This is a genomic window from Thiothrix subterranea, assembly GCF_016772315.1.
Classification (GTDB): domain Bacteria; phylum Pseudomonadota; class Gammaproteobacteria; order Thiotrichales; family Thiotrichaceae; genus Thiothrix; species Thiothrix subterranea.
The window spans coordinates 1,994,635-2,011,530 of sequence record NZ_CP053482.1 but is presented as its reverse complement, the minus strand read 5'-3'; the positions used below and the strand labels follow the sequence as shown (position 1 = coordinate 2,011,530).

The 16,896-nt window shown below is 52.1% G+C and carries 18 protein-coding genes; 9 read left to right on the top strand and 9 right to left on the bottom strand.

Going from position 1 to position 16,896, the window contains the following annotated elements; all coding sequences use genetic code 11:
* Window position 1: 1 nt before the first annotated feature.
* The 3 genes from HMY34_RS20380 to HMY34_RS09880 all read right to left on the bottom strand — a co-directional run bounded on the left by HMY34_RS20380 (window position 2) and on the right by HMY34_RS09880 (window position 1,626).
* Entirely contained in the window at window positions 2–835 is an 834-nt protein-coding gene (locus HMY34_RS20380; protein ID WP_202719070.1) for a CobW family GTP-binding protein, read from the bottom strand.
* The gene (locus HMY34_RS09885; protein ID WP_202719069.1) at window positions 721–1,110 is read right to left on the bottom strand and encodes a GTP-binding protein; all 390 of its coding nucleotides are present in this window, start codon (window positions 1,108–1,110) and stop codon (window positions 721–723) included. Before HMY34_RS09885 ends, HMY34_RS20380 begins: the two co-directional genes overlap by 115 nt.
* Before the next feature lie 81 nt (window positions 1,111–1,191).
* Window positions 1,192–1,626: a BLUF domain-containing protein gene (locus tag HMY34_RS09880; protein ID WP_202719068.1), complete on the bottom strand. Its 435-nt coding sequence runs from the start codon at window positions 1,624–1,626 to the stop codon at window positions 1,192–1,194.
* Window positions 1,627–1,850: 224 nt separating this feature from the next.
* Here HMY34_RS09880 and HMY34_RS09875 point away from each other — a divergent pair, with 224 nt between their 5' ends.
* Window positions 1,851–2,531: a rhodanese-like domain-containing protein gene (locus HMY34_RS09875; protein ID WP_202719067.1), complete on the top strand. Its 681-nt coding sequence runs from the start codon at window positions 1,851–1,853 to the stop codon at window positions 2,529–2,531.
* Window positions 2,494–3,636: a PQQ-dependent sugar dehydrogenase gene (locus HMY34_RS09870; RefSeq protein ID WP_202719066.1), complete on the top strand. Its 1,143-nt coding sequence runs from the start codon at window positions 2,494–2,496 to the stop codon at window positions 3,634–3,636. Before HMY34_RS09875 ends, HMY34_RS09870 begins: the two co-directional genes overlap by 38 nt.
* Here the strand turns inward: HMY34_RS09870 and HMY34_RS09865 are convergent.
* Window positions 3,631–4,383 carry an autoinducer binding domain-containing protein gene (locus tag HMY34_RS09865; RefSeq protein WP_202719065.1) on the bottom strand — a complete coding sequence of 251 codons (753 nt, stop codon included), beginning with the start codon at window positions 4,381–4,383 and terminating at the stop codon, window positions 3,631–3,633. The genes HMY34_RS09870 and HMY34_RS09865 overlap by 6 nt on opposite strands.
* Window positions 4,384–4,570: 187 nt before the next feature.
* Between HMY34_RS09865 and HMY34_RS09860 the strand changes: the two genes are divergently transcribed.
* The 3 genes from HMY34_RS09860 to HMY34_RS09850 all read left to right on the top strand — a co-directional run bounded on the left by HMY34_RS09860 (window position 4,571) and on the right by HMY34_RS09850 (window position 6,897).
* Window positions 4,571–4,972, top strand: coding sequence for a hypothetical protein (locus HMY34_RS09860; protein ID WP_202719064.1), 402 nt, complete (start codon window positions 4,571–4,573; stop codon window positions 4,970–4,972).
* A 99-nt stretch (window positions 4,973–5,071) separates the two neighbouring features.
* Window positions 5,072–5,692 (top strand): IS607 family transposase, encoded by a 621-nt coding sequence (locus tag HMY34_RS09855; protein WP_202719063.1) that lies wholly within the window; start codon window positions 5,072–5,074, stop codon window positions 5,690–5,692.
* A complete protein-coding gene (locus HMY34_RS09850) occupies window positions 5,689–6,897 on the top strand; it encodes an RNA-guided endonuclease InsQ/TnpB family protein (protein ID WP_202719062.1) in 1,209 nt (402 codons plus the stop codon). The genes HMY34_RS09855 and HMY34_RS09850 overlap by 4 nt, the downstream gene beginning before the upstream one ends.
* Window positions 6,898–6,909: 12 nt before the next feature.
* Here the strand turns inward: HMY34_RS09850 and HMY34_RS09845 are convergent, their stop codons facing one another.
* Complete coding sequence (locus HMY34_RS09845) at window positions 6,910–7,068, bottom strand: hypothetical protein (protein ID WP_202719061.1); 159 nt, start codon at window positions 7,066–7,068, stop codon at window positions 6,910–6,912.
* Between the two features lie 181 nt (window positions 7,069–7,249).
* On the opposite strand from HMY34_RS09845, the gene HMY34_RS09840 reads away from it, so the two are divergent.
* Genes HMY34_RS09840 through HMY34_RS09830 form a run of 3 tightly spaced genes read left to right on the top strand, consistent with a single transcriptional unit; the run spans window position 7,250 to window position 11,874 of the window.
* A complete protein-coding gene (locus HMY34_RS09840) occupies window positions 7,250–10,150 on the top strand; it encodes a molybdopterin oxidoreductase family protein (protein ID WP_202719060.1) in 2,901 nt (966 codons plus the stop codon).
* 1 nt (window position 10,151) lies between these two features.
* Entirely contained in the window at window positions 10,152–10,883 is a 732-nt protein-coding gene (locus tag HMY34_RS09835; protein ID WP_202719059.1) for a 4Fe-4S dicluster domain-containing protein, read from the top strand.
* Between the two features lie 13 nt (window positions 10,884–10,896).
* The gene (locus tag HMY34_RS09830) at window positions 10,897–11,874 is read left to right on the top strand and encodes a dimethyl sulfoxide reductase anchor subunit family protein (protein WP_202719058.1); all 978 of its coding nucleotides are present in this window, start codon (window positions 10,897–10,899) and stop codon (window positions 11,872–11,874) included.
* A 161-nt stretch (window positions 11,875–12,035) separates the two neighbouring features.
* Here HMY34_RS09830 and HMY34_RS09825 read toward each other — a convergent pair whose 3' ends face one another.
* Window positions 12,036–12,716, bottom strand: coding sequence for an ATP-binding protein (locus tag HMY34_RS09825; RefSeq protein WP_202719057.1), 681 nt, complete (start codon window positions 12,714–12,716; stop codon window positions 12,036–12,038).
* A complete protein-coding gene (locus HMY34_RS09820) occupies window positions 12,680–13,453 on the bottom strand; it encodes an AlbA family DNA-binding domain-containing protein (RefSeq protein ID WP_202719056.1) in 774 nt (257 codons plus the stop codon). Before HMY34_RS09820 ends, HMY34_RS09825 begins: the two co-directional genes overlap by 37 nt.
* A gap of 143 nt (window positions 13,454–13,596) precedes the next feature.
* On the opposite strand from HMY34_RS09820, the gene HMY34_RS09815 reads away from it, so the two are divergent.
* Window positions 13,597–14,130, top strand: coding sequence for a YaeQ family protein (locus tag HMY34_RS09815; protein ID WP_202719055.1), 534 nt, complete (start codon window positions 13,597–13,599; stop codon window positions 14,128–14,130).
* A 5-nt stretch (window positions 14,131–14,135) separates the two neighbouring features.
* On the opposite strand, the gene HMY34_RS09810 is transcribed toward HMY34_RS09815, so the two are convergent.
* Window positions 14,136–15,497 (bottom strand): MvaI/BcnI family restriction endonuclease, encoded by a 1,362-nt coding sequence (locus tag HMY34_RS09810; protein WP_202719054.1) that lies wholly within the window; start codon window positions 15,495–15,497, stop codon window positions 14,136–14,138.
* A 28-nt stretch (window positions 15,498–15,525) separates the two neighbouring features.
* The gene (dcm, locus tag HMY34_RS09805; protein WP_202719053.1) at window positions 15,526–16,860 is read right to left on the bottom strand and encodes a DNA (cytosine-5-)-methyltransferase; all 1,335 of its coding nucleotides are present in this window, start codon (window positions 16,858–16,860) and stop codon (window positions 15,526–15,528) included.
* Window positions 16,861–16,896 lie beyond the last annotated feature (36 nt).

Sequence of the window (16,896 nt, the reverse complement as noted above, 5' to 3'; positions counted from 1 at the left end):
ATTATTCTCCAGAATGGGGTATTGGTTGGTTCACGGTTTGGGTAAACGAGGTCAGCAAGTTGCTGACAAACGCTTCGTCGAGGTCGGCGGTGATGAACACAAAACGGCTGCGCTGGTCAGCGTCAGGCCATGCGGGAAGTTCCACCGAGGGGTAAAACAGGTGCTGCACGGCGTGTAGGACGATGGGGCGACCGGGGTATTCTTGCACGTTGACGATGGCTTTCATGCGTAACAGGCGTGCGCTGCAAAATTCCACCAGCGTGTCGAGTGCTTCGGAGACACCTGCCCACGGCAAAGGCTGGTCGAATTGCAGGGAAAAGCTGCGGATGCGCCCGTCCGTGCCGCCGTGCGTGGGGGTGCTGGGGTTGAGAATGCTGGGCTGTTTGAGTGACAAACTCGCACTGACGACGCGGAAGTTTTCCGCCGCAAGCCATTGCTTGGCTTTGACGGGTTCGGACTGGTGGTAAGCACGGAGTTTGAACACATGGTCGGGGTCAACATCACCGTGCTGGACATGCACAATGGGGGCAGCGGGGTTGAGCGTTGCCAGTCGCGTTTCGAGCTGTTGGATCGTGGCAGCGTCGGCAAGGTCGGTTTTGGTCAGCAGCAAACGGTCAGCACCCGCGACTTGGCGCACCGCTTCAAAGTGTTGGTCGAGCTGTCCGTTGCCGAATACCGCATCCACCGTGGTCACAACCCCATCCAGATAATGGCGTTTGGCTACCCAGTCGGAACGTAGTAAGGTTTCGAGGATCGGGGTGGGGTCGGCAATGCCGGTGGTTTCGATGATAATGCGTTCGTAGGGGGGATTTTGCCGTCGCGCCGCCCCATCCACAGGTTTTTCAGGGTGGGGACGAGTGAACCCTGGATTTCGCAGCAAACGCAGCCGCCGGAAAGCAGTGCCATCGTGCCTTGGGTGTTATCGACGAGTTGGTGATCCAGCCCGATGCTGCCGAATTCGTTCATGATCACAGCGGTCAAGGGCGGCACACGTAGTAGGCGTTCCCAGAACGAGGGCTTAAGCAGATTATTGAGTACCGTGGTTTTGCCGCTGCCCAAAAAGCCGGTGAGCAGGGTGATCGGGATACGGACATCCACCGCGTCAGTCATGTTGGATTCTCATGCGAGCCTCTTTTGCAACAAAGTTGCAGGTGATTCTAGTGGGGGAATGACAGGCTTGCAATGGTTGTCTCAGTTAAACCGCGCTTGCGTGGCGGCAATTTTATCGACTAATTCCCAAACTTTAGGGGTGAGTAACTCAAACGATGTGTTCGGTGCCGTTTTCAGGTTCATGAATTCATACAGAATGTGTTCCAAGCGAATCGCCACCATCGAGCCTTGTTGCAGCCATTGCATGTGCCAAGTGGGGAAACGTTGCGTGCAGAGTGTGTCATCCACCACCACACGCCGGATAGTGTGGCGTTCATCGCGCTCAATACGTGCCATTAAAGCGGCGATAGCCTCGGCTTCACCTTCAAGGTATTGCATGAAACGCCCTTTGTCGTAGTACAAATAGCCGCTGATGCCTGCTTGTGCGTTGCGTTGCGTGGAATTTGCCGCGAGTGCGCCTAAGTCGGCGAGGGTAAAGGCATTCTTTGCGGTACTGCTGTAAACCAAGCCTCTCATGGGAGTGATGTCCTTTGTTTTTGTGTGCTCATACGGCGTAGTTTAGCGCTTTCTGGCGGCGATGAGTGCAGGTAACGGATAGTCTTTATTAATTTGATTGATAAAAATATATGAGAAAATATTCCTGAGTAAATCGCTTATAATCAAATGGCTAGGCCGGACCATCCATAAAAATAAGCGACACCCTGGCAAATAATTGACTAGAGAAACCTTAGGAGGAAACCATGAACATGAAGACCCGTATGCGGATCAGCGGCTTTGCCGTCTTCGCTTTATTCTCGGCAACCGCGTTGGCTGATGGTTTGGACGGCAACCGTTACGGACAAGATCGCCAATACCACTCAGAAATCAGCGCTGCACAAACTTACATCGCTTTACAGCATTATTTATGGCCTTACGACCCTGCTCAGCGGCAGCCAATGACCATTATTGATGTGCGTACCATTGAGGAATATATCGGCGGACACCCACCTGCTGCTTACAGCATTCCTTACCCGCACGTGTTTAATCGCGGCAAAGACCCCAACAAAGGTGAATACATTGCCCAGCCGAATGCTGAATTTGTCAAAGCGGTGGATGCGCTGGGTTTGCCGAAAGACAGTTTAATCGTGACGGTATGCCGCACCGGAAGCCGCAGTATCGGTGCCAGCAATTTGTTGGCAGCGGCGGGTTACACCAATGTGCGCAATATGTGGGATGGCTTTGTGGGGCTAACCCGCAAAAACACCTTGGGCGAAGAGCTTGACCTGAATAATGATGGCAAAGTTGACGGCAAAGACCCGTACAGCGGCGATTTGGACGGCTGGGCAAACTTCCAAGGCTTACCGATTGAAATGAGGCTGGATAATGAACGCTTGTTTGCGCCTTATGCAAATTTGTACCACACGGCGAAAGGCGAACGTTAAGTTAGCGTTTGCGTTTTTCCTGTCATTACTGCTGGTGACAGCATTCCCAGTGAATGCTGTTACTGCTGTTAAACAAGTTGATGAACTGGAACATCCGTGGGGCATGGTGTTTCTGCCCGATGGCGAGCTGTTGGTCAGTGAACGGGCAGGCAAATTGCGGCGCATTCAGGACAACAGTTTATTACCCAAGCCGGTGAGCGGTTTGCCTGAGATTGCGGAGCAAGGGCAAGGTGGCTTGTTGGGCTTGGCGTTACACCCGCAGTTTGCGCAAAACCGCTGGTTATATTTGGCGTATGCGGCTGAAGATGACGACGGTTACAGCACGCATTTGGCGCGTGGGCGTTATCAGGATGGCGCATTGACGCAAGTTGAGGTGTTGTTTGCCGCGACGCCACAATCGTTTGGCGGGCAGCATTTCGGCGGGCGGATAGCGTTTGATCGTGCGGGTTACGTTTACCTGACGCTGGGGGATCGGGGGGAGCGTGACAATTCACAGATGTTGGAAAATCATGCGGGTAGCGTGATTCGCTTGCACGATGATGGGCGAATTCCGGCGGATAATCCGTTCGTCAACACCGCTGGGGCGCAGCCGGAAATCTATACCTATGGGCATCGAAATGTGCAGGGCATTGCGTTACACCCCACCACCGGGCAGGTGTGGACGGGCGAACACGGCCCGCAAGGTGGCGATGAAATCAATATTCTGCACGCGGGCGCAAACTATGGCTGGCCGGTGATCACTTACGGCGAAGAATACGGCGGTGGCGAAGTCGGCGCTGGCTTAACCGAAAAGGCGGGCATGGAACAACCGGTACTGTACTGGACACCTTCGATTGCGCCCGCTGGCATGACGTTTTACACCGGGGACAAATACCCCGGCTGGCAAGGCAATTTGCTGGTCAGCGCCCTCAAGTTTGCACTGATTTCCCGCGTTACGCTGGATGGGAATCGCTATGTGGATGAGAATCGCTATGTGGATGAGGAACGTTTGCTGGAAGACGAAATCGGGCGGATTCGGGATATTCAGCAAGCGCCGGATGGGTATTTGTATGTGCTGACGGATGAGAGCGATGGGGCGTTGTATCGGTTGGAGCCGGGTTCATAAATATTCGTGCATATTCACCATGCCGCGTATGTACAGGAGTTCATGCGTGGTGATATTGCCGAATTCTTGGCGGATACCGACCAATACTTTTTCCGCATAGCGTGGCGTGATACCCGATGTGTGCGGAATGCTTTTCATCGGTCTGCCCGTCAGTACGTGTTTGAGCACCGTTTTTTGCGTGGCATTCAAGCTTTCCAATAAGGGCTGGATGAAAAAACGCAATGACTCTTTGGAATTGATCACCGAGGCGTGATAGTCGCTGGCGATGGTGAATAGCCGTGCCAAGTGCGTTTTTTTCAGTTTGAGGAAATGCGCCAAGTTAGCGTCTTTGTTGATGACCGAAATTCCCGCGATTGCAAATGTGCCGCGCAATGCGGGGACAGAAAGACCGTGTTGTATGCCAAAGTTTTGGCGGGCATCTTCGGTCACAGCGCGTTCGGCGGGGGTAACGTGACCGGCGTTAATTTCTTCCCACCAATCAATCGGTTTTTTCCAGTCTTGCAATGCCAAGCGCAGCACGAAATCACGGTTGCCGTAATTGTTCTCAAGGTAGTGGGCGACGAACGGGGCGAAACTGTCACTGTAGTGCAGCACGGGTTGCACGTCTTTGCTTAGGTACATGGGCTTGGGGTAAAACGAATACAGCACGCCGTCGAAACCCAAATCAGTGATGGTTTCGGTCAGCGTCGCGAAGGTTTCACCAAATAACGTGGAACAGGGTGTTGGGGGAGGAATTGGCTCAGTCATGAGGTTACGCCGTGACAGTAAACCTTAAGACTAATAGCAAATTTGCCTACGCTCGTCTATGTTGTTGATGATCTAACGTAATAATCTGAGATGCCTACTGGAAGTGTCCGCTTCTGGCGTAACTAATCCCTATTCCCTCCTCAACTGATATACTCCAACCATGTCATCACTTAACAGGTAAACACCCATGTCTACCATACAAATCACCTCGCAGGTTTCCACCGAAGACCTATTACATGGAGTGGAAAGCCTGCCGACCGAAGAACTTGAGCAGTTTGTTGCACGGGTACTGGCGCTGTGTGCCAGACGCAAAGCCAACAGCCTGAATGAACAGGAAAGCAAGTTGTTACAACTGATCAACCGCCCTGTTCCCGCCACCTTGCAAAGCCATTATGACCTGCTGGCACAGAAACAGCGGACAAATACGCTAAGCGCAGATGAATATGCTGAACTACTTCAAGTTATTGAGAAAATTGAAAATTTTGATGTTGAACGTGTTCAGCATCTCGTGACTTTGGCACAACTGCGTCAGGTATCGCTGGATAAGCTCATGCAAGATTTGGGTATACGGCAGCCCGATTATGTCTGAGTACATTTCTAAAATATTGCGGCTTGCGGTCGCGGAGCGGGCGAAGGGTTTGAAACAGTAAACTAGAAACTTCCACAAACTTGTACTAAACTATCCAAAATGGATAAGTTAATCACGATCAGCGAAGCAGCAGAACGGTTAGGCATCAGCCCGACGACCTTACGGCGTTGGGAGGAGTCCGGCAAACTGATACCGGAACGGACACAAGGCAACCAACGCCGCTACCGCCTTTCACAAATTGAACCCGCCACACACCTGCGCAAACAGGACAGAAAAACGCTCGCCTACGCCCGTGTTTCTAGCCACGACCAAAAAGACGATTTGGAACGCCAAAAGCAAGTGCTGGAACTCTATTGCGCCCAACAGGGTTGGACATTCGAGCTAATATCCGACCTTGGTTCAGGTATGAACTACTACAAAAAAGGGCTGAAACGCCTGCTGAATGAGATACTTATCGGCAACGTCGGGCGGCTAGTCATCACCCACAAAGACCGCCTGCTGCGCTTTGGGGCGGAACTGGTGTTTTCCATCTGTGAAGCCAAACAGGTGGAAGTGGTCATTGTGAATAAAGGTGAGGACACCACTTTTGAAGAAGACTTGGCAATCGATGTGCTGGAAATCATCACGGTTTTCTCAGCGCGGCTGTATGGCTCACGTTCGCGCAAAAACAAAAAGCTGCTGGACGGGGTAAAGAAAGCCGTGGAAGAATCGCAAGCATGATCATCAGCCACAAAATCCGCCTTGACCCCAGCAATAAGCAAGCCACGTACTTGGCGAAAGCAGCCGGTACAGCGCGGTTTGCCTACAACTGGGCATTGGCAGAATGGCAAACCCAATACGCCGCATGGAAAGACGATAACAGCCAGCCCAAACCCAACCAAATGGGCTTGCGCCGCCAGTTAAACGCCATCAAACGAGAGCAATTTCCGTGGATGCTGGAAGTGACCAAAAACGCGCCGCAAATGGCGATTATCCAATTGGGGCAGGCTTTCAATAACTTCTTTGCAGGGCGAGCCCAGTACCCGCAATTCAAAAAGAAAGGCAAAAGCCGCGACAGCTTCACCCTCACCAACGACCAGATCAGCCTTGACGATTGCCGCATCCGCATTCCCAACCTTGGGTTAGTGCGGATGCGGGAAACGTTACGCTTTTCCGGAAAAATCCTCTCTGCCACGATTTCCCGCACCGCTGACCAGTGGTTCGCCAGCATCACCGTGGATACCGCCTCAAACCACCTCCCGCCTGCTGAAAACCAAGGCGCAGTGGGTGTGGATTTGGGCGTATCCGCACTGGCAACCCTGTCAACGGGGGCAAAAGTGACTGGGGCAAAGCCGCATAAAGCCTTGCTTTCTCGCCTAAAACGGCTCTCACGCAGCCTGTCCCGCAAGGTCAAAGGCAGTGCCAACCGCCACAAGGCAAAACAAAAACTGGCAAAACTTCACGCACGTATCGCCAACATCCGCCAAGACAGTTTGCACCAACTCACTACGGATTTAACCCGCCGTTTCCACACCATTGGCATTGAAGACTTAAACGTATCGGGCATGGTGAAAAACCGCCATTTATCCCGTGCCATCAGTGACATGGGGTTTTTCGAGTTCCGGCGGCAACTGGAATACAAGGCGGGAATGCGGGGTGCGGTGGTCGTGGTGGCTGATCGGTTCTTTGCCTCCAGCAAGACCTGTTCTGCCCCCGGCTGTGGGCATAAAGTGAACAAGCTACCACTATCGGTACGTGAATGGACTTGCCCCGTATGTGGCGCAGTCCATGACCGTGACATCAACGCCGCCAATAATTTGGAAAAATACGCCGTGAGTTCCACGGTGTCTGCCTGTGGAGGGGAAGGCGCTGGTCTTGGGCGGAAGCCGAAGACGAAACCAGCCCCAATGAAGCAGGAATTTAACCGCAAACTTGACCTTGGTTAAGTTTGTATAAGTTTAAAGGAACGGCTTCTGCATAATATCCACCAAGTAAGCGTGCGCCGCCGACCACACAATCGTGCCGCCGATCACGAACAAACCCAGAACGTGGAATGCTTCTACCGCTAAATCCCCTACTTTTTCCAAAAAATGGCCTGCGTTACGTATTCTTTGCATGGTGCTACCTCCTCTGTGATAGTTAGGATTAAAGCACAACTATCCCTTGTGGGTTGCTCTATCTTGCAATAGAAAAATTCTATTGATATAGATAATTTTTATTATTGATTCCTTGACCTATCTCAAGCACTATCCATGTAATGCTGTATTTCAGTAATTCCTTATTTAGTTACGTACTGATATGACTACCCAAACAAACCAAGCAACCGAAATTAAAAGCACCACCTGTTACATGTGTGCCTGCCGCTGCGGCATCAATGTCCACCTCAAAAACGGTGAGGTGAAATACATTGAGGGCAACCCTGACCACCCGCTCAATAAGGGCGTGATCTGTGCCAAGGGTTCATCCGGCATTATGAAGCAGTATTCGCCTGCCCGCCTGACCACGCCGTTGCGCCGCAAAGCCAACGCGACCCGTGGCGAAGGGCAATTTGAAGCGATTACGTGGGAAGAAGCCTTCGATACCCTCGAAACCCGCCTGCGCCACATCCGCGCCACTGACCCGAAAAAGTTCGGGCTATTCACCGGACGTGACCAGATGCAAGCCCTCACCGGCTTGTTCGCCAAGCAATTCGGTACGCCGAACTACGCGGCACACGGTGGTTTCTGCTCCGTCAATATGGCGGCAGGCATGATTTACACCATCGGCGGTTCGTTCTGGGAATTCGGTGGCCCCGACCTGCACCACGCCAAATTGTTCGTGATGATCGGCACGGCGGAAGACCACCATTCCAATCCGCTGAAAATCGAGCTGGCAGAGTTCAAACGCAATGGTGGACGCATGATTGCGATCAACCCGGTGCGCACGGGCTACGCGGCGGTGGCGGATGAGTGGATTCCGATCCGCCCCGGCACCGACGGCGCATTGCTGTTAGCGATTACCCGCGAAATTATCGAGCAAGGTTTATACGACCGCGAGTTCGTGGTGAATTACACCAACGGCCCCGAACTGGTCAACCTTGACCCGAAAAACCGCGAATACGGCATGTTCTTGCGTTTTGAAGTACCGCCCGAAGAAGGCTGCTTCGACCCGCAAAACAAGCTGTGGTGGGATCGTGACCTGAACAAGCCGATTTCGACGCATACCCCCGGCGCTGACCCGTTTTTGACCGGCGAATTCAAGCTGAAAGACGGCACGCCGGTTAAGCCCGCGTTCCAATTGCTGCGCGAACGGGTCGAAAGTTATACCGCTGAATGGGCGGAAGACATTACCGGCATTCCGGCGGCGACCATCAAGCGCTTGGCGCATGAGATGGGCATTACGGCGCGTGACCAGAAAATCGAATTGCCGATTTCGTGGACAGACGTGTGGGGCAATGAGCACGATCACGTTACCGGCAATCCGGTCGCATTCCATGCGATGCGCGGCTTGGCGGCGCATTCCAACGGTTTCCAAAGCATTCGCGCCCTCAGCATTCTGATGTCCTTGTTGGGCACGATTGACCGCCCCGGTGGTTTCCGTCACAAAGCGCCGTATCCGCGCCCGATTCCGCCTTGCCCGAAAACAGGTACATCGCCGGATGCAGTGAAGCCGAATACCCCGCTGGATGGGATGCCGTTGGGCTGGCCTGCTGACCCGGATGATTTATTCGTCGATGACAAGGGCGAGCCGGTGCGGATCGACAAGGGTTTCTCGTGGGAATACCCGCTCTCCGTTCACGGTTTGATGCACAACGTTATTACCAACGCCTGGCGCGGCGACCCGTACAAGCTCGATACCTTGCTGATTTTCATGGCGAATATGGCATGGAACTCGTCGATGAACACCACCGAAGTCCGCGACATGCTCAAGGACAAGGATGAGAACGGCGAGTACAAAATCCCGTTCCTCGTGGTGTGCGATGCGTTCCATTCGGAAATGACCGCGTTTGCCGATTTGATTTTGCCGGATACCACGTATCTGGAACGCTACGATGTCATGTCGATGTTGGATCGTCCGATTTCTGAATACGACGGCCCAGTCGACTCCGTGCGGATTCCGATTTTGCCACCGACTGGGCAGTGCAAGCCGTTCCAGGAAGTGTTGATTGAGCTGGGTTCACGCTTAGGCTTCCCCGCGTTTACCGATGCGAAGGGCAAGCGTAAGTTCAAAGATTACCCCGATTTCATTGTCAATTTTGAAACTGCACCCGGCTCTGGCATTGGTTTCTTGAGCGGCTGGCGTGGGCAAAACGGTCAAAAGACCATGCGCGGCGAACCGAACCCGAATCAGTGGGAACAGTACGCCAAGAACAATTGTATGCACCATACCGTGATGCCGAAGTCGTACCAGTACATGCGGAACTGGAATGCAGGCTACCTGCAATGGGCGAAAGAGAACGGCATGGTACGCCACGCTGAACCGATCAATATTCACCTGTATTCCGAGGTGCTGCACAAATTCCGCCGTGCCGCGCAAGGCATTTCGCACGGCAAACAGCCGCCGGAACGTTTGCGTAAACGGGTGGAACGTTTCTTCGATGCGCTGCCGTTTTACCACGAGCCGCTCGAAAACGAGATGATCAATAAGCAAGACTTCCCGCTGAGTGCGTTGACGCAGCGTCCGATGGCGATGTATCACTCGTGGGATTCGCAGAATGCGTGGTTGCGCCAGATTCACGCGCACAACTATTTGCACATGCACCCCAGCGTCGGCGAAAAGTACGGCTTTGAAGACGGCGATTGGATTTGGGTGGAATCCACCCACGGGCGGGTGCGTTGCGAAGCGCGTTACTCGCAATCGGTCGAGCCAAACACGGTGTGGACCTGGAACGCGATTGGTAAAGCCTCTGGCGCGTGGGGTTTGGAAAAAGATGCCAACGAATGCACCCGTGGTTTTTTGCTGAATCACATTATCGGCGAAGAGCTGCCCAATCAGGCGGAAGGTGAACATATCTCCAATTCCGACCCGATCACCGGACAGGCGGCGTGGTTTGATGTGCGCGTCAAAGTCTACAAAGCGGATAAGAAAGACCAAGGTTCGACTTTCCCGCAATTCCCGACTCAGCCGCGTTACCCCGGCATGGCAAAGCCTGTGGGCAAGTGGCTGACCTTCGTGGGTGGTTCTGGCAAATTCAAGAACATGTTCAAAGGGGGTAAGTAAGATGACCCAGTTGGCTTTGGTGATTGACCTGAATGTGTGCGTCGGCTGTAGCGCCTGCGTCACGTCGTGCAAAGAATGGAACACCTCCAGCGAAGGCGGCGGTGGCATGGTGGACAAAAACCCGTATGGCAAAGACCCCACGGGTACGTTCTTTAACCGCGTGCAAACTTTTGAAGTGGGCGAATACCCCAACGTCGAAACGGTGCATTTCCCGAAAAGCTGTTTGCATTGCGAAGACCCGCCGTGCGTGCCAGTTTGCCCCACTGGTGCAAGCTACAAGCGCAAGGAAGACGGCATTGTGCTGGTCGATTACGACAAGTGCATCGGCTGCAAGTATTGTTCGTGGGCGTGCCCTTACGGTGCGCGGGAAATCGACGAAAAGCAGAAGGTGATGAAGAAGTGTACCTTGTGCGTGGATCGGATTTACGACACCAGCTTGCGCGAAGATCGTCGCAAACCGGCGTGTGTGTTGGCTTGCCCAACCAGTGCTCGGCTGTTTGGTGATGTGCATGACCCGATGTCGGAAGTGTCGGTGGCGATTAATGAACGTGGCGGTTATCAGTTGATGCCGGAATGGGGGACGCGCCCGTCTAACCATTACCTGCCTCGGCGCAAGATGAAATCTCAGGTGACTGAGGAATCGTTGAACCGTATTGATAACCCGTTGAAGAAAGAAGAACAGCGTGCGCCAGTCAGTAATGATCTGCCGTCGTTGGACGACTTCCTGTTCTAAGGAGATTGGATTTATGCATCCTGCTTTTTCGGTCATTTTTTTGACCACATTGATTGGTGCGGGTCAGGGCTTGTTTCTGGCACTGTACACGGGTCAGGTTTACAACACGTTTGGGGTGGTGGGTGATGCCATGTCGCCGCAAGCGTTGTACATTGCTGGCACGGTCATCGTGACGGTATTGATGGGCTTGGGTTTGTTTGCCTCGTTTTTCCATTTGGGAAGACCGGAGCGGGCGTGGCGAGCGGCGACCATGTGGCGGACTTCCTGGTTGGCGCGTGAAGTGATTGTGTTGCCTGCGTTTGCGGGCATGGCGTTCGTTTGGGGCGCGTTGCATTATTTGGGTATTGATCCGGTCATCGTTACCACGGGAACGGTGGAAATCAAACTGACGCTGTTGGTGGGTTTGGTGGCGGGTGTGCTGGCGTTCTTGCTGTATATTTGCACGGGAATGATTTATGCGGCGATTAAGTTCATTCAGGAATGGGCGACACCGTTGACGATTGTGAACTACACACTGTTGGGTTTGGCATCGGGGTTTTCGCTGGCGGCGGCGTTGAGTGCGCATTACTGTAGCACGCTGGTGGATGCGTATGCGTTGTGGGCGTTGGTGTTTACCTTGCTGGGCTTTGTGAGTCGTATGTTTGCGTTGCGCCGTAATGGTCGCCTCAAGTATAAGAGCACTGCTTGTACCGCGATTGGGGTACGTCATCCGAAGATTACCCAGATTTCACAGGGGGCAATGGGCGGCTCGTTCAATACCCGTGAGTTTTTCCACCATAAAAGCCTGCAATTCATGCAAGGGATCAAGGTGTTTTTCTTGATTATGGCGTTTATTGTGCCGGTGACGCTGGTGGTGATTGGCTGGTCGAATCAGTTTGCGGTGGTGTTGCTGGCGGCGGCGTTGATTCAGTACGTAGGTTTGCTGGCGGAACGCTGGTTCTTCTTCGCACAGGCGAATCATCCGCAGAATCTTTACTATCAGGCAACGTAAGTGGCTTGGTGGTGAGTGATGGTGAAAACGCCCGCTGATGCGGGCGTTTTTGTGGGTGGTTAAGCTAAAAACGCATTAACCAAGCTAAATTAGATGATATTTTATTACCTATAATCAATGTTTTGTGTTGATTTCAAGCTAAAAGTGCGCTAATTGCCAAGCTAATTTTGCAAAACCCATTTGGCATTTCCCCCTTTCCCTCCTTGATTCATGATCGTCTTCTCTTTGGTCATTTCTTGTAATAGGTTTCTGATTCTGTTTTTCTTTTGCGCGTACTCTAAAACATCAGGGAGCTTATCCAATAGCAGCCGCTCAATATCCGCAGGAGCAGCTTCTTTCCATTCCCGTAAATACTGAATGACTAGGCTTTTGTAATATACCTTATCGAATGCACGATGTCGGATATAGGCGGCTTTTCCTTCCGTAGCCTGCGCGACTGCGGCAGCAACATAGAGGTTGGGTCGCCGCCCTTCCACCAATTTGCGGTGCTTGAGCAGGCGAAATTGCTCATCTGTTAAGGCTTGCCCTTTTTGCAAACGGTCGAGTGCGACGACTTCGTGCAGCAGCAGGTCGGTATTGTTCAGCAAAGCACGGGTATAGTTTTCGTTCAAAATTTTGCCGTACAAACGCACCCGTACCCGTTGTGGATCATGCAAATCGTAATCAGGCAGCGGGAAAAAACGCTCCCGTTGTTTGTTGAATACCCGCCTGATGCCACTACCAATGGTGTCGATCATTTTGAGTTCCACCATTGCTTGGGCAAGAAACGGGTTGCGGTATTGGTCTGGCGGTGAATCGTGTTCAATCACCCATTCCACCGAATCAGGGAGGAATTTCCCCATTGGGTATCTTTTAAGACCCACGTCATTTGGGCTTGGGCAGGGGAAAGCCAGTGAACCGATTCAGGCCGCCCCAACAACAGAATTGCGGTGTTGGTAATGCGCCCTGCGATGGTGATTTTGGCTTTGTTGAGAAAGATCGTGTCATTCCAGCTATCGACCTGTTCAGCCAGATGTGGGTGTTTTTCTTGGTATTGCTGGCGGGCTTTCAGGATAGCTTGGGGCAGCAAATCATCCAAAGTGGCATCCGCGATGGTTTGGGCTGACCAGTCTGGGTGGGCAGGATGGCGGATACGCTCCAGCTCCGACAAAGACAACGGGGAGAGTGATTCATTTTCACGCCCGTAGAAATGACCTTCCCATGCGGTGGGTATTCCGGGCGGTGTGGGTGGAATTTCAAACATGACAACCCGACCTTGCGGGTGTTGCACTTCGTGAATTTCGGTAAAGGTTAACCTGCCGCTGGTTTTGTCGGCGATTTCCTTTTTGAGTTTATCCAATTGGGCGCGGTCGGGACGGTAGTTGCTGCCAACCACTTGATGGTGCGTGTTGATACCAAAAATCAACCAGCCTGCGCTTTGCCGGTTTAGGTTTGCCTCGTTGCTGAGAGCAGAAAAGTATTTACCCAATTTGGTGAAATCGAAATTCTCTTTGGCTTCCTTGAACTCCAGCCACTCGGTTTCTGCGGGGAGCGCCAGTAAACGGGAGAGTAATTGGAGAAGCTCTGCCTGTGTTTTCATGAGGGTTTCCTGTTCGTTTTATCATGGCTCTGACAGCTTGCTTATCATAACAGACAAGGAAAATGACTAACCTCTGATGTTTTGTCAGTGTAATGTTAGTATGCGCACGCACCCTTCCCGCAACACAACAGACAAGGTTAACCGTGGCAATAAAACCAACCATTTACAAAGCCAGAATTTCGTTATCGGATATGGAGCGCAATTACTACGATTCCCTGAATCTGACTATTGCGCAGCACCCCTCCGAAACGCTGGAGCGCATGATGGTGCGTATTTTGGCGTATTGCCTCAATGCTCAGGAAGGAATTGAGCTGACCAAAGGGCTGGAAGACGTGGAAGAACCCGCCATCTGGGTGCGCACGATGGATGAGCAAATCGCGCTGTGGATTGATTTGGGCGAACCCACGCCAGAACGGGTCAAAAAGGCGACGCATCGGGCGCGAGCGGTGCGTGTTTACAGCTTTAACAGCAAGTCGGATGTCTGGTGGTCACAAAATCTGAAGAAGTTTAGCCAGTTGGATGCGGCGTTTTACCGCTTCCCCGCAGAAGAGATTGAAGCGCTGGCGGCGTTGGTGAGCCGCACGATGGATTTGTCGATCACGATTACCGGCGATTCCGCCTATATCGCGGGTGATAAGGGTGAGGTCGAGGTTCATTGGGATGTGTTACAGGCTTAGTTTCTCTATGAAAGATCGACAGTCTCATGTTTGTAATAAAGGTTGATGAGGTTGTCGTGTTTAATCCGAAACTGACTACGCCGCTTGGTGACAGGTTTTGGGGATGAAGCTTTTTCCATCTTGATCGCGGGGTCATAGGAAATGGTTCCGTTTGCTATCGCTTTCAGGAACAGCAAGAAGTCGGTTTCTTCGCATAGCAAAACTTGGCAACCAAAGGCATATTCGGGGGGAGGAGTCCGAAATAGCGACGGAATATAAGCGGCTTGCGCGTGTTTGCGGTTCCAATGATCCAGCATACCGGTAAAGCTCCACGATGCAGCTATTTCTCCAGCTTGGGTTTCAAGACCAATACAGCCTGCCATATCGGTGATTTTCCCCGATTGCTGATCGTAACCATCTAAGATCAAACGTAAGCCTGTGTCGGCGTGGTAGGTGCGACCGATTGTATAAATGCCGCCAAAATTGATGCGGTCAACCTTGCCACTTTTGTCGGGATAGCCGAAGCGCCGCAGGAAATCAGGTACGCCGTTATCACAATAAACACCACCAGTGGGTTCTGGTGTCATCAGTGTGACGGGGCTTTTGGGCTTAAAAGAACGGAAGTCATTGACTCCATACTGTTTGATTTCCCATCCAAGGTAGTCGGGTTCTGAGTTACCATTCGGGGAAATGCCCAATTCTGCCTCTAACGTATAGCCGCCGCCATTTCTGGCACTGTAAGGTGTGATCACACCATCTTTCCCCAGTTTCTGTGAAGCTATCCAGTTTTTCTCACAAATTTCCTTCAAGGCTTCTAATAGCAGAACGCGGGTATTTTGCTTTTTATCAGGCGGGAATAGCTCAATAAGAACACTGCTGACGTTGACGTTATTGCTGGTAAGCGCATAAAGCTCCTTGCTCAACGGGTCATCCGGGGTAGCAGCGTAACCCAATACATCGCCGTTTGGGGTGATACCAAGGAACAATGTCCTGCCTTCATCGCGGGAAGCGATCACGTTTGAGGGGGCATGACGGCAACCTTTTAGAAGCCCAGACATGCGTACTTCTGGGTATTCGGGATACAGAATAAGTTGAGCATTCGGGGAAAGGTAACGTCCATTCTGATCGACCCAATAGAAGGTAACATCGGCTTTTGTGCGTGACGTTTTGCCTTTAGCTATATTGCTATCGTCTACGTAGAGGAAACCATGAGGAATAGTGTGCAAGGCAGAAAAGCCACCTCCAAGGTAGAACTGATTTTTTGAGTTATCGTTAGGCGCTAACTTTTTCGCATAGAAACGGATTGCTCCATGTGATTCCATGAGCTGTAAGAGCGAGTTGATTGATTCCATAGATGTTTCAGTTCTGGTATTTTCGTCTTGCGCCATAAGCTATACCCCTGTGCCAGCCGCTGTTTTATCCGTAAGTGCGGGAATCATTTCTACTGACAACATAGTCTGTCTCCATTACAAATAAAGGGGTTGAGTCATCCTGATTGATCCACATATCAGCCATCAGGGGTTTGTAAGTTTGTTGCATTATCCAAGGTTTCATCACGCGGGCAACTTCGCGGAAGACAGGCATCACCACTGAGTTGCCGAACTGTTTGTACGCCCGTGTATCCGACACCGGAATACGGAAACTGTCCGGGTAGCCCATCAGCCGCGCACATTCTCGCGGAGTGAGGCGGCGCGGGTTTTTGTTTTCACCTTGCCAGACCAGTATTTCCGAGCCGTCTTTGTAATAACGGGCGGAAAGGGTACGGGTCACGCTATTGGCATACGCCAGCCCAAAACCAAAGCCGTTACCCTTAGCCTTGTGCTTGTCAGAGTAATCTTGCAGGTATTTCCAGAGATTGTTGGTTAGGGTGTATTTGTCATGAATCTTGCGGTTGGCATGATCGAAATAGCGACCTTCGTCGTGTTCCAGTACAGGTTCGCTGCCATCGGTCTTGTGCAGGATGTTGCCTAGCGTGATACGCCCTTTGCCCGGCAGTTGCAGTGCATCCCAGCTAAATGCAGTTGGTTCGCGGAAACCGACAATGACCGTGCGTTCACGGTGCTGGGGTGTCCAGTGCTGCCCGTCAATGGTTGTCCAGTGAACCTGATAGCCCAGTTCCTCCCTCAGGGTATGCAGGATGATACGGAAGGTATTGCCCTTATCATGGGATTGCAGATTCTTGACGTTTTCCAGCAAGAATGCACCGGGGCGTTTGGCTTTGATGATGCGTGCCACGTCAAAAAACAGCGTGCCTTGAGTTTCATCCTCAAAACCGTGCGCCCGTCCAAGGGCATTTTTCTTCGAGACTCCCGCAATCGAAAACGGTTGGCAGGGGAAGCCAGCTAATAGTACGTCATGTGCCGGAATGTTCGCTTCGGGTATCGCGGTAATATCCCCGGCAATGGGTTGCCCATCGGCAAAGTTGGCGTGGTAGGTACGTTGGGCGTAAGCATCCCATTCACTGGTAAAGACGCAGCGCCCCCCGCTCAGCTCAAATGCCTTGCGAATGCCGCCAATTCCCGCGAACAGGTCGATGAAGGTGAAATCGGCACTGTCCGCAGGTTTGCCAAACGGCATTAACATCTGTTGCAGGCCGTACAGAATGCCATGTTTAGGCTCAGTTTCATGTTTTAGCCAGCGTCCGACAGTACTGGGGTTAACTCCCAGCTTTTCAGCAATCTCGGAATGATTGTAGTAATGCGCAGCCTCTTCAAGACACTGCAACACCGTTGACGCTCTGACTTCGTACATGATTGACTCCACGGGAAATTTTTTTGCATTTTATGA